At 68.3% G+C, this 13,273-nt stretch carries 5 protein-coding genes and 1 pseudogene; 2 read left to right on the forward strand and 4 right to left on the reverse strand.

Going from position 1 to position 13,273, the window contains the following annotated elements; genetic code table 11:
• Positions 1-34 precede the first annotated feature (34 nt).
• A complete protein-coding gene (locus tag AC0VYM_RS18895) occupies positions 35-2,017 on the forward strand; it encodes a protein kinase domain-containing protein (RefSeq protein ID WP_475454017.1) in 1,983 nt (660 codons plus the stop codon).
• Here the strand turns inward: AC0VYM_RS18895 and AC0VYM_RS18900 are convergent.
• Together AC0VYM_RS18900 and AC0VYM_RS18905 are read right to left on the reverse strand one after the other, a co-directional pair.
• Positions 2,014-2,946: pseudogene (locus AC0VYM_RS18900) on the reverse strand (IS481 family transposase). The gene AC0VYM_RS18895 and the pseudogene AC0VYM_RS18900 overlap by 4 nt on opposite strands.
• A 365-nt stretch (positions 2,947-3,311) precedes the next feature.
• A complete protein-coding gene (locus AC0VYM_RS18905) occupies positions 3,312-3,446 on the reverse strand; it encodes a hypothetical protein (RefSeq protein ID WP_475454019.1) in 135 nt (44 codons plus the stop codon).
• A gap of 150 nt (positions 3,447-3,596) precedes the next feature.
• Here AC0VYM_RS18905 and AC0VYM_RS18910 point away from each other — a divergent pair, with 150 nt between their 5' ends.
• Positions 3,597-4,139 carry a hypothetical protein gene (locus tag AC0VYM_RS18910; protein WP_475454021.1) on the forward strand — a complete coding sequence of 181 codons (543 nt, stop codon included), beginning with the start codon at positions 3,597-3,599 and terminating at the stop codon, positions 4,137-4,139.
• A gap of 75 nt (positions 4,140-4,214) precedes the next feature.
• Here AC0VYM_RS18910 and AC0VYM_RS18915 read toward each other — a convergent pair whose 3' ends face one another.
• Positions 4,215-6,590, reverse strand: coding sequence for a UvrD-helicase domain-containing protein (locus AC0VYM_RS18915; protein WP_475454023.1), 2,376 nt, complete (start codon positions 6,588-6,590; stop codon positions 4,215-4,217).
• Positions 6,587-13,273, reverse strand: coding sequence for a DEAD/DEAH box helicase (locus AC0VYM_RS18920; RefSeq protein WP_475454025.1), 6,687 nt, complete (start codon positions 13,271-13,273; stop codon positions 6,587-6,589). Before AC0VYM_RS18920 ends, AC0VYM_RS18915 begins: the two co-directional genes overlap by 4 nt.

Consider the following 13,273-nt stretch of genomic DNA (forward strand, 5'->3'; position numbering starts at 1 on the left):
GCACGTCCGCGATCCTGACCCGGAAAGGCACATCGTGTCGAACTCCCCCGCCTGGCCTCCACCGAGCGTCGGAGGCTACCGCCTGCTCAGGCAGTTGGGTAAAGGCGGGTTCGGCGAGGTGTACCTCGGTGAGAAGGGAGATGGTGAATGCGCAGCGGTCAAGATCCTGCACTCTCAGCTGACAGGGGACGCGGCAGCGCGGACACGTTTCGAACAGGAGCTTGAACAGATCCAACGAGTCAGTTCCTTCTGCATCGCTCCGGTGCTGGACGCTGATCCGCACGGCCCGGTCCCCTGGATCGCGACGGAGTACATCAGAGGTCCGTCCCTGAGTGACGCTGTTCTGAACGACGGTCCCAGACGAGGGGTTGACCTCCACCGGCTCGCTGTCACCACGGCCACCGCTCTCACCGCGATCCACTCGGCCGGTGTGCTGCACCGGGACCTCAAACCGGACAACATCATGTTGGCGGCGGACGGCCCCAGGGTCATCGACTTCGGCATCTCCAGAATTCTCGAGTCCGCGTCTGTGCTCCCGAGCGGGCAGATCGGCACACCTGGCTATATGGCGCCGGAGCAGTTGAACAACGTGCCTCTCACCCCCGCTGTCGATGTCTTCGCTTGGGGGACCGTGCTCGTGTTCGCCGCGACCGGCCGACAGGCGTTCCCCGTAAGCTCGGTCGCCGCGTGGATGCGCCAGTTGGTTGAGGGTGAACCCGTTCTCGACGGCCTCGAGGAACCCTTCCTGGGCATCGTCAGAGACTGTCTGGCCAAGGACCCCGCGGCCAGGCCAAGCGCACAGGAACTTCTGATGAGGGTGACCACACTTCCTCTACCCTCTGGACGGAACGCGGCAGCGCCATCGCTTCCTGTGCACGGCTCTGTTCCCCGAACTCGTTTGGAGCGGCCGAGCGAGGAGACTGATGTCTGGGATGCCTTTTTCGGTGAGGACAGTGACCTCCCCGAGATGGAAGACGGCACTCCGCTCCCCGCACCGGACAGCGCTCTTACCCGGGCTCAGGCAGAGCACAGACTGGGGAAGCACATCGCCGCGACCGCGGCCGCGCTCGTTCGCGCGGGCTTGCCTCACGTCAGTGATGCGCTGCTACTCGAGTCCCACTTCTTTCTCCGGTCCGGCGTCGAGATCCCCGCGGGGATCTCGTACACGGCAGAGCTCGAGTGGGCGGCTCAACCGTACCCGGAGGGCGGTGGTCTCCTGTTTCACCTCGAGGGCAGAGGCTGGCAACCAACGGAACTCCTGTTCGAAAGCACCCGTGCGGTTGCTATCCCCGTTGAGCTCCGGCTTATCGCCGCGGCCAACACCAAGGACCCGTCAAGTGTCGCGTTGAACGCCTTGAATGAAGGCGACACAAGGTCTGCCCTCATCGTCCTCCGTTACGCCGCCAAAGAAGGCGACCCCGTCAGCAAGATGATGCTCGGCACCTTCCTGTCAGGCTCTCGCCAATACCGTGTCGCTGAACGCCTACTCCGCGAAGCCATGGTTTCCCTCGACATACCGGAGATCGCTTTCGAACTCGGCAAAGTCCTCCACGAGACCGAGAGGTTCGACGAAGCCGAGACCTGGTTCCTCCAGTCCGCCGCTAAGGGGTTCGTCAAGGCGCTCTCTCACCTGGGAACCCTGTACGAAGGAATGGGCGAGGAAGACGAAGGGGAACGCTATTGGCGGGAAGCCGCGAAGAGAGGAGATCCCCTGGGCATGGTGCTCCTGTCATCCGACCTGACCATGCGAGGCCAGGCGACCGCCTCCCGGAAATGGTACGAACGAGCTCTCGCCACTGCTGGGGTCAGCGTACTCATCGAGGCCGGTGACCTGTATCGGGGAATCGGTGGTGGGCCTGAGCACTTCTACCACGCCGCGATCCAGGAGGGGCACCCGGCCGGCCAGGAACGTCTGGACTCGCTCTCCGAGCACTGGAGGCTCGGCGATGTCGACATGGAACTCTTCGATGACCACGAACCGTCAGAAGAGCCTGCTGGCAGCGGAGAAGCGCCCTAGCTGTACTGACCACAGAGGTTAGGTACGCGGGAGGCGGGAGGGCCGCTGATCGCGGTGGGGAACCGGTGGTGATTGTACTCGTGCAGCCATCCCGGGAACGCCTCCCCCTTCTCGGTCTCGCTGGTGCAGGGGCGGGCGTAGGCCCATTCGTCGACCAGGGTGCGGTTGAACCGCTCGACCTTGCCGTTGGTCTCGGGCCGGTAGGGGCGGGTGCGTTTGTGCTTGATGCCCTGGTCACGGAGCAGATCACGCCAGGCGTGGGATCTGTAGCAGGACCCGTTGTCGGTCAGTACCCGCTCCACGGTGATGCCGACCGAGGCGAAGTGGGTGCGGGCGCGTTCGAAGAAGGCGAGGGCGGTCTCCTTCCTCTCGTCGGCCAGGATCTCGGTGTAGGCCAGCCGGGAGTGGTCGTCCACGGCGTTGTGCAGGTAGGCGTAACCGGCCCCGGACCGGTTCTTGCGGCCTTGGGAGCGCCCCCATCGGGGATGTTGCCGAGCTTCTTGATGTCCACGTGCACCAACTCGCCGGGCCGCTCACGTTCGTAGCGGCGCACCACACGCCCGGTGGCCCGGTCCAGGTGGGACAGGCGGGGCATGCGGTAGCGGGTCAGGATCCGATGCACAGTCGAGGCGCACATACCCAGGTGGCCGCCGATCCGGGCGGGTCCCCACCGCTTGGTGACACGGAGTTTGATGACGCGTCGCTCGCGGCGGGTGAGGGTACCTCGAGGGCTCTGGTGGGGGCGGCTGGAAGCGTCGACCATGCCCGCCGGGCCGTGGGTGCGGTAGCGGTCGGCCCAGCGTTTGGTGGTGCTCACACTGGCCTGGAAGCGTTCTGCGGCCCTGCGCAGCGGCCATCGGTCGACGAGACCACGCAGCGGGCAACCCGAGGCGCCCGGCGGGTATGAGAAGGGCGTTGGCATGGGTAATGTGGGCCCCGGAGGGCCTCCTGACTTACTTCAGGTGTTGATCTAGACAATCCACACCTATGTTGGAGGCCCTCTCTTGTTGTCAAATCGCTGCCGGGCTGTTCCTAACCTCTGTGGTCAGTACACCTAGCACCGTTGTCCGTTGACTTCACGGCTCCGCGGGTCCGGCTCAGGTATGGGCGAGCAGGACGCTAACCAGTACATGGATGTTGGTCCACGGATTACGGTCGAGCGGCGTGGTATTCACACGCTCGGGCTGACTCCCGGCTATCAGTCCCGGCCGCGCTGAACGGGGAATCCGATGAACCCGCTCCAGCCACGGCACTCATGCGGAGACACCGGTTCAATGGCGACGGATTCTCGGACCTACGCGAGCCGATCCACCTCCGCACGCCGAGTGGCAGGGAAGGCCATCCGTTCGTGGGCCAACACCCAGGCCACGGCCTCGCGTTCGCTGAGGATCAGCAGGTAGGTACTGAGGCTTCCGGGTTCAGTACTCATATCCGGACCAGGATCCCATGGCGCCCCTTGGACCGCACGGTGCGCGTGTGTGGCCACACGGCTCCCGTTCACCCAGAAAGTGCCGCTCCCAAATACTACGCTCGATCGCGTCGGCTTCCAGGTGAGGGAGCCCGAACGCGAGGAGCTCCGATGACCACGCCCCCTGCACAACGCCCACGCCAGACTGTCGTTTTCGTCAACGTCAACCGCACCTGGCCCTCGGTGGAACAGGGCAACCTCACGGAAGCCGAGGTCACGCTCGGCGACTGGAACCCCTACAATTCCAATTCCCGGTCCCTCCTCGCGTTCGAGCCAGACGACGTCGCCCTGGTCCTGGCCTATCGCAAAGGACACCTCCTGGCGGCTTTCGAAGTTGATGAGCACGGTGTGAACTGGCTGACCAGCTACGATCCGCATCGCATCCGGTGGATCGGAGTGCCGTCGACCGGGTGGGCTCACCTGGTCGGAGCAGAATCCCCCGTCACGTGGAGGCAGGGCGAGGGGGTCGCGCTGAAGTGCATGTCGATCGAAGAACTTCAGAAAACTACCTCTGCGACCAGAACCGATTCAGGTCCCGGCAGGACTCCCTCCAGGGAAACGGACACTCCCTCGACCACCATGACGGTCCGGCCTCCCTCGACGACGGAGGTCATCGTCCCTGATGGCATGGACGTGCTGGTGAAGCGGCGTTAGGACACTCATCCGAACAGCGCTCCGGCCCTGGCCCCCTATTCGGGAACCGGGGCCGGACGTTCTCCAGCAGGCCGCCTACAGCAGGGCGTTCGGGGGCTTGAAGAGGCCGTCGTCCTCGAACCCCTCCTCGGGGACAGGCGTCTGCTCGACCTGCGTCTCCTGCGCGGCCTTCTCCGTCTGCTTGGGCAGGAAACGGCTGGGCTCGCCGTGCCAGGAGAGCACCAAAGAGTCCCTGGCGCGGGTGGCGGCGACGAACAGCAGCGAACGGGCCATCTGGAGTTCGCGGCGGTACCGGGCCGGGTCGCTGTCCTTGTGGCGATCCACGTTGGCGTTGGGCACCAGGGCGTCGGAAACACCGGCGACGATCATGTGCTGGTACTCCAGCCCCTTGTACCGGTGCAGTGTGCCCACGTGGACGGACTCCTCGTGGCCGGGGGGAGGCCCTTCGGGACCCAGGGTGGCGGCGCTGATACCGGCGCGGACGAGCTCGCGCTCAACCTCGCCGACCATGTCCCTCATGGGAACCGCCACTGCGACGGACGCGAACTTCCCCTCGGCCTGGGCCTGTTCCCTGATCGCTCCGATCCGGGCGACCAGAGCATCGATCTCGGCCTCCCAGGTGCCGGATCCGTGGAAGAACGGGCGGGGACCACGCAGGACCGAGCGGTAGCCTCGGAGGGTGTCGGTGCCCTCGTCGAGGTCGTCCCAGGTCTCCTCACCCAGCAGGCCCAGGGCGGAGCCGAGAATCTCACGTGTGGTGCGGTAACTGAGGGTCAGACGCGCGGAACGGCCGACGATGTTGATGCCGAGGCTGCCCAGGGACACCTGATTGCCGTAGATCCGCTGGTGGGTGTCCCCGACCAGGAAGATGTCGTTGTCGGTGTGGTCCACCATGGAACGCAGCAGCGTCCAGTGGGCCGGGTTGAGGTCCTGTGCCTCGTCCACGACCACGTGCTCGTAGCGGAACCGCAGGCTGGCGAAGGACTGGTCCTGGTGGTGGATCATCTGCCCGCCGGCGTTGGCTTCGCGCTCGCGGTTGGCGGCGATCTTGGCGGCGCGGTCGCCCTCCACCCTGGCAGCCGCCTCGGCGACCTGGCGGAAGGTCCAGACTCCCCGTTCCTCCAGGCGCATGGTGAACCGCTCCACCAGCTGCCAGATCTCGGCCCGTTGGGCGCGGCTCACTCGCTGCCCGCGTCCGGCTCTGCGCGCGCGGTAGTACTCGCCACGGGTGCGCACGCTCTGGCCGAGGATGACCTGGCTCCACTCGGCGTTGAGGAAGTCCGCGTCCCAGGTGCTCTCACCGAGTTCGGTGAGCATGTCCCGCCATTCGCGCGCGGCCTGCTGGTCGTTGATGGTGCGGCGGCGTTGGCGGCCCTGGCCGCTCTCGCTGACGATGCGGGAGGCGAGCTGGTCGATGTTGACGACGTCGACCCGGTCCAGGAGCTGTTGCCCGCCGAGGTCGAGCAGGCGGCGGCGCAGGTCCGCGGCGAGGTTCTTGTTGAAGGTGGTGAGCAGAACGGGCTTGGTGTAGCCGGGGCCCAGCCGGTCCACCAGGTACTTCACCCGGTGCAGGGCGACGATGGTCTTGCCGGTACCGGGACCGCCGCTGACCCGGGCTGGCCCCTTGTACCCGCGGGTGACGAGCTTGCGCTGGGTGGGGTGCAGGAACACCTTCCACGCCGCGAAGTCGTCCTCGAGGACCTGCTGGAGATCGGTGTCGGCGGTGGTGACCCGGGTGGCCGGGCGGGAGAAGGCGGTGTCGTAGTCCGTGGTGTCGACGGGTTCGGCGGCGGCGACCGGCCGAGTGACCTCTTCCATGACCTCGTCGAAGCCGCGCCCGTCAGCGAGGGCGAGGAGGACTTCCTCGGTGTGTTTGGGTGCGAACTCGACCAGCCCGAGGAGCCTGCTCTCGGTGGTGATGGTCAGGGCGAGGGAGACCAGACCGTCTGCCACACCGAGCTCGCGCAGCTGGTCCTCGGTGTAGTCGGCAAGGAGGGGACGGGCAGGCTCGGGTCCGGCTTCGACGGGCGTCGGCTCGGCGGAAAGCGGATCCCCTTCGGCCGTCGCGGCTGCGGGATCCGGGATGGCGGGCTCGGTTCTGGTCGCCTCCTCGGAAGCCACCACATCGAAGATCTCCAGGGCACCGGTCACCTGGTTGATGTCGAAGCGGTACCGCTCCAGGTGCTCGTACACCTGCCCGCGCGGGCGCAGGGCGACGAGGATGTAGTCCTGGTTGCCGACATGGAAGAGGATCGCGCGGTACTCCCCCACCCGCGCGGCGAACAGCCGCTCACCCTTGAGCTGCTTGAACCCGTTCGTGGGGTTGGCGGGGTTCTCCCGGAACTTGTACTGGAAGTCGTACAGGGCCCCCTTGACGTTGCGGGGGAGCTTGCGGATCTCCTTGTCGGCCTTGTCCAGTAGCCGCAGTGTGGCCTTGTCCTGCATGCTCATCCCTTCGCGATCGTCGTGTCGTCATCGCCGACGGCGTGGTGCCCGTCGTCGATGCTCGCTGCGCCCGTGGTCAGTATCCGCACCAGTTCGGACACCTCCCACTGGTCGGCCTCCCGAACGTGCCAACCCGCCTCGATGTAGGCGGTCTCACCCCTGGCCTTGTCCTCGGCGTTGCCGATGAGCTCGGAGGAGAGCACGACGGCCACCTTGTGGTCGGGCCAGGCGAGTTCGGCGGGCCACATGCCCGTCCCCAGTTCGTAGCCGACCTCGGGTGCGGGGGTACCGCGCCGCTGGAGCTCACCGGCCAGGGTCTCCAGCCCGGGCTCGTCCGGGTCCATCAGCTCCCACACCTGAACCCACGCGGGGTCGACGGTGACGTCCAGGCTGTGTCCGGGGTGCTCCGGTCCGGAGGAGGTCTCCTCGGCGACCGTGGTGTCGAGCAGGGTGACCAGCCCTCGTTCGAGGTCACTGGTCAGCACCCGAGTGCTGGTGAGGGTATCCCCGAAGAGTTCCGTCACCTCGAACGGGTCCATCGCCTCCAGCGCCAGGGTGCTGTCGAGGCCGTCACCTCCCACCGCGGACAGCACGGACACGTCCAGCGTCTTCAGCGCGCTGAGCGCGAACTGGCCGCCGTCACCGCCTTCGTGCGTGAGGAACTGGACCAGGTTGCCCCAGTACAGCCAGGCCTTCCAACGGCGTTTGTGGTCGTCGCCGCCTTCCGCCACGGTCTCCTCGCTGTCGTCGAGCACGGTGAACGCGCTGACCGTGCGCTCGGCCTGGTTGGCGACGAGTACCAAGCGGCACCCGGCGTCGTCGGCGCCGCGGATCAGGACGCAGCCCGTTCCTCCGACCGGACCGGGCAGCTGGTCGCCGCGCAGGGCGGAGGTGATGTGCGGTGCGAGTTCAACGGCCCCGCCACCGGTCTTCTCGGCCCCGGCGGTGCGCATGATCCCGGTGACCGCCGCCTGGGACCGCTGGGCCCAGCGCGTCGGCTCGGGATCGCCGAGGTAGGCGAACAGGGTCTCGGCGGGGCTGTTCCAGACCGTCGCGTCGAGCTCCTTGGGATCCCCTCCCTGCTGCCCGTAGGCCTGTTGGACCTGCATGCGTCCGTTGGGTCCGTAGGGCAACCAGGCGGGGTGCGGGACCTTCTTGCCGTCCAGGTGGTCGAGGTCGTCCCAGTTGAGCTGGAAGACGGTGATGCCGTGGGCGCGCAGCCGGGCGCGTTTGTCGGCGTCGTCGGCGATCCGGTTGTACTGCTCCGAGGCGTGGTAGGAGTAGCCGTCCAGGTAGAGGGCGACCTGCTGGCGGGTGGTGTCCAGACGGCGGAAGACCACGTCGGGCCGGGTTCCCTTGATGCTGTTCTGGAACAGCACCTCCCAACCGATGACCTTCTCGTCTCCACCGATGAGGCGCAGGACCGCGCTGCGTCGGCCGTTGACCTTGCCGCCCAGTTCGAACGAACGGCCGGAGTCAGGGGTCTTGGCCCAGAGCTGGAGGGCCTGGAGGAAGCGGGCTTCCAGTTCGCTCTCGACCTGGTCCCACAGGGAGATGTCGTCGGTGCGGGCGACACTGTCGGTCGCCCAGCCCTCCAGCAGATCCGTGAGCATCTCCTCGGCCAGGGCCCGGTCGGCGTCTGGGAACTCGTGGTCGCTGACGTGAGCGAGCAGGCAGCGGTGGCAGGCGGCCCGGCCCTCGTCGGCCTGGCAGCGGCAGTGCGCTACGACTTCGTGGGCGGCGGTGAGGATCTCACGGATGCCCTCAGCCCCGGAGCGGGGGTTCAGGTAGCCGCTGCCGCCGGGCAGGGTGTCGTGGATGACCAGGTAGCGGCGCTGGTGGCCGGTCTCGTGGTCGGGCATGGCGGCGACAGTGGCGGTCAGGTGGTCCAGGGCCCCACCGTAGACGCGGGCGAACCCCGCCATGAGCGCGGCCTTGAAGCTGATGATGCGCTCGGCGGTGTGCACGGTGGCCACCGGCAGCAGGATGCGCAGGGCCTCGGTGCGCAGTGAGTGGGCGAGCACGATCTTCTCGTGCTCCACCTGGTCGCCTCGACGCTGCGGGCACCAGGGCCGGTGGTAGCTGCGGCCGGAGTCGTAGGAGCTGCCGAGGACGTTGCTCACGGCGTTGACGGGTTCGTCGAGGGTGGCACCGCCACAGCCCCGGCAGACCTGGAACGGGGTGGGGGTGACCTCGTTCCCGGCGAAGGTGACGGTGGCGGGCCGGTTCATCCGCAAAGCGCCGAGGTTGAACCGGCGGATGACCGCCTCCCGGGTGAACTCCACGCCGAACACCCGCCCGGTGTGGCGCCAGGCGCCGGGGGCGATGGCCTCCTCGGGAATGTCCACGGCGGTGGCGGTCTCGTAGAAAACGCGCTGGCGCTCGTCGTGCTCGTCCCGGATGAGGGCGTCGTCCCGGCGGTCCCGCGCGTACACCCGGGTGGGTTCCAGGACCCGGTACAGGCTGCCCCGGTCCGCGATGACCGCGCTGGAACAGCGGGGGCAGGGCGAGGTGTCCGTGGCAGCGTCGTGGGTGCGCACGTATCCGCAGGCGGGGCAGACCCGCCAGTCCCGCCAGGCGGGCCGGTGCATCGAGCCGATGTCGAGGCCGTCGACGGTGTGCCGGTAGCCGCGCACGTAGTAGTGGTTGCCGGGGGCAAGCTCGGTGAGGGCCCGGGCGGTGGGGCGCTTGTACTCGCGGACCTCGCTGTGGAACCTGGAGTCGCCGTCGGCGTCGCGCTCCTCCCAGGTGAGGGTGGCCTCCAGCTCGGTGGCGCTGTCCACGAGGGAGTAGTTGGGCAGCACACCGAGGTCGACCAGAGCGCCGTGGGCACTTGTGCGGCCGATCTCCCCGATGCGCCTGCGCACGGCGTTGCGTTCGGCCTGGAGTGCGCGTTTGCGGCGCTTCTGCTCGGGGTCGGACTCGATGAGGGCGTCGATGGAGCGGCCGACGGTCTCCACCCGCTCGCGCAGGTCGGCCAGGCGGGCCGCCCAGACCTCCTCGGCCCGGGTGACGGTCTCCTTGAGGCCGACGGTGGCGTAGTGGCGCAGCTGGCCCGCGGCGACGTCGTCCACGTCCTGCCCGGCCCCGGTGAACAGGTCGAGGAAGCCGGAGACGAGGCGGTCACCGTGCGCGAGGGCACTCTCGGTGAAGCCCGAAAGCCAGCCGAGGTCGCCGAAGAGGTCGGCGGCACGGCCGGGCAGCGCCGGAACCCCGGGCAGGTCGCCGCGGGCGGCGAGGTCGAGCAGGTGCGCGGCGTACTGGCGGCGCAGGATCTCCACCGCGGAGGGGAAGCTGCCGGGCGGGGCGATCTCCCCCGCGATCATGTCGAGCGGCTCCTCCAGGTAGTAGCGCTCGCGGGCGCGGCGGCCGACCAGGGTCAGCAGGAAGGCGTTGCCCGAACGGCGTCCGGCGCGACCGGCGCGCTGCACGTAGTTGGCCGGACCGGTGGGCAGGGAGCCCAGGACCACGGCGGACAGGGCACCGATGTCGATGCCCAGTTCCAGGGTGGGGGTGGCGGAGAGGACGTTGGGGTCGGTGTAGCGGCTTCCGCGTTTGAACGACTCCTCGACCCGTTCGCGCTGGGCGCGGGTGAGCTGGCCGGTGTGTTCGGCGGTGGTGATCCGGAAGGGCTCGGCCTCCCGGTAGAGGCGCCGGTAGTAATCCTGGCGGAACCGGCGGTCCTCGTCCACGGCGAGGTGGCCGGTGCACCGGTAGCGGGGGCAGGCCACAGCGTCCCAGTCGTCCAGATGGGCGGGGTGGGCGCTCTGGCGCCAGTTGCACACGTGGCAGCGAAGTCCGCCGTTGACCACCTGTTCGTCGTCCAGGAGCCGGACCTGGACGTGTCCGGGAGTGAGACCGTAGACGTTGACACCCGCGTCGGTCGCGGTGCGGGTGAGCACGCCCTCCTCGTGGAGGAGCTCCAGGAGACGCCGCAGATAGCGGGGCGCGGCCTCCGGCGGGAGACCCAGACAGCGCGTGGTCCAGTCCTGGTACCAGGTTCCGCGACCGGTGACCGAGTCGAACTCGCTGCGTTCCTTGCGGTCGTCGGTGAGGAAGCGCGGGGCGGGCAGCCCTCGGGGGAAGGCGGGCATGCCGTCGGGGCGTTTGCCCCAGATGGTGCCGAAGCGCTTGGCCCCGACGTTCCTGATCCAGGGGTCGAGCCACTCGTGGCTGATCCCGCCCCGGGTGCGCAGGCGTTCGAGGAGCCCGCGCACGTAGCCGCGGAAGACTGCCGGAGAGGGGCGGCGGCCCTCGATCTGATCTCCGCTGTGCTGGAGCAGGTCGGCGGCGAGGGCGGCGATCCGGTCGGGTTCGTCCAGTCGGACCTGGGCGACGGCGGTCCGGGTGAGTTCGAGAGTGCGGCCCTGCCGGGAGCGCAGCCCGAACTCCAGAACGGAGGTGAAGGCCAACCGCTCCCCCACCAGGGCCCACTCACGGGCGCCGCCGGCGCTCTCCCCTGCCAGGAGGCGGTCCATGCCGGGCAGGTCGTGCATGTCCGGGGGGACCACACAGGCCAGGTAGGCGGGATCCTCGGCGCGAGCGACGGTGTCGGCGATGAGGTCGTTGAGGTCCAGCGGTGCGCCGCCGGTCTCCTCGTGGTGTTCGCGCAGCCGGGAGGCGAGCAGGGCACGGGCGGAGAAGGTGTAGGAGCGGTTGGAGACGAACCCGGCCCGGTGGGCGGCGTCCTGCACCGAGTCGCTGAACATCAGCGTCTTGGGGGTCTGGCCGTCGTGGGCGAGCTGGCCGCCGGTGAAGAGTTCGGTGACAGAGACCGAGGCGAGCGCGGCCAGACCCGAACCGAGGAACCGGGTGCCCTGGTCGGCGGCGCAGGCCGGGCAGCGGTCGTTCTCGGCGGCCCTGAAGGACTCCTTGGTGTGCGAGATATCGGCGAGCACGAACACGCCGTCGAGCTGACCGGCCTCGTGTTTGGCGAGGTCGGTGGCGGGGTCAACCGGACGCACGTGGTTTCCGGCGGAGCGCAGCACCAGGGTGGCGGCGGGGTTCTGCGCGGCCTCGGCGCGGCTGGCGCGGATGAGGGACCGGACGAACTTCTTGCTGGCGATCGCACCCCGGTACACCTTGTCCGGGTCGGTCAACAGGTCGGCGGGGGCGGACTCCTGGGAGAGCGCCGCCCAGCCCGAGCGGCCGCAGTGACGGCAGTACACGGCGGGCAGACTGACCCGACCCAGGTCGGAGGTGGTGGTCTCCGAGCCGAGGGCAGGCGGAGTTTCGCCGTGCCAGGCGAAGGAGGGCTTGTCAGCGACCGCGCGCAGAAGCCGGGAGACCGAGCGGACCCACAGGTGGGTCTCGATGGTCACCAGGGGGCGGTCCGGCTCCCCTGTTGGAGTGTCGGGGTGGCGGGCGATCGAAAGCAGGGCGATGTAGCGGGCCAGGGCCTCGGCCGCGTGTTCGGGGGCGCTCCTCAGCGCGATACCCCAGGCGTAGGCGCCCCGTTCGGGGAGCTCTTCCAGGACGGCGGTGAGCGGCGCGACCGTGCCGTCGAGGATGCTGAGCACGGCCTTGGTGAGGATGTGCTTGCGCAGGACCTCACCGAGTTCAGGCGGGGTGAGATCGTCGCGGCCGGTGAACTCGGCCATGATCCGCCCCATCGCGGTGGGGTCGGAGTGCGGGTCCTTGATCTGCGCGACGTAGACCGGGTCGGGCACCGGGTACTCGTACTCGATCTTGCCCATGAACTCGTTGATGGCCAGGCGGTCCTCACCGACGACGGAGTCCGGACCGAACTCGGTACCGAAGACGGTGGAGGCCACCTCCCGAATGCGATCGGTGGGGTCGTGGTCCTTGGCGGCAGGGGCTCCCGGAGTGACGCGGGCACCGGAGGGGCCGGGGGTTGCCAGGCTGTCGGGCCCGTCCTGTCCGAGGGTGGCGCTGGTGGCCACCGGGCAGATGTCACCGAGCGGACGGCCCGGACGGGAGTTTCCGGTGGCGGCGGCCAGACGGCGGAGCAACATGGCGACGTCAGTGCCCTGGGCGCCGTCGTAGGTGTGGAACTCGTCGACCACGACATAAGTGAGGGAGGAGTCCTTCCAGAGCGAAAGGTCCTGCTCGCGCTGGAGGAGCAGGTCGAGCATCTTGTAGTTGGTGATGAGGATGTCGGGGCGCTGGCGGCGGATCTGGGCTCGGGCCGTACTCACCCGCTGGTATCCGGTCTCCGGGGTGTCGCCGATGTAGAGACCTGCGGTGACCTGGGACAGGGCGGGGTCGAGCAGGAGTTCGTTGAGCCGCTGTGCCTGGTCGGTGGCGAGCGCGTTCATCGGGTAGAGCAAAACGGCCTTGATGCCGTTGTTCCCAGCGGCGCGCTCACGACGGCAGTGGTCCAGGAGGGGAATCAGGAAGGACTCGGTCTTACCGGAACCGGTGCCCGTGGTGATGAGGGTGGGCGCGGCAGGGCTGTCCAACGTGGAAAGGCGTTCCCAGGCCCGGGCCTGGTGGAGGAAGGGGCTGAAGCCGGGCGGGTGCCATTCGAGATGGTTCTGCCAGGAGTCGTCCGAGGAGCGGAAGGGCGTGCGGACCCGAAGGTAGGGCCCCCGGAAGATGCCCTGAACAGGGTCGGTGAAGAAGGCTTCGAGGCTCTCCCGGACCGGTTCGTCAGCAAGCGCGAAGGTGGTGGAGAGGTACTGGGTGATGTTCCGCTTTACCTCTGCGGCGGCGAGTGTGGGCTGCAT

The sequence above is a fragment of the Nocardiopsis sp. iso_237 genome, assembly GCF_056173345.1.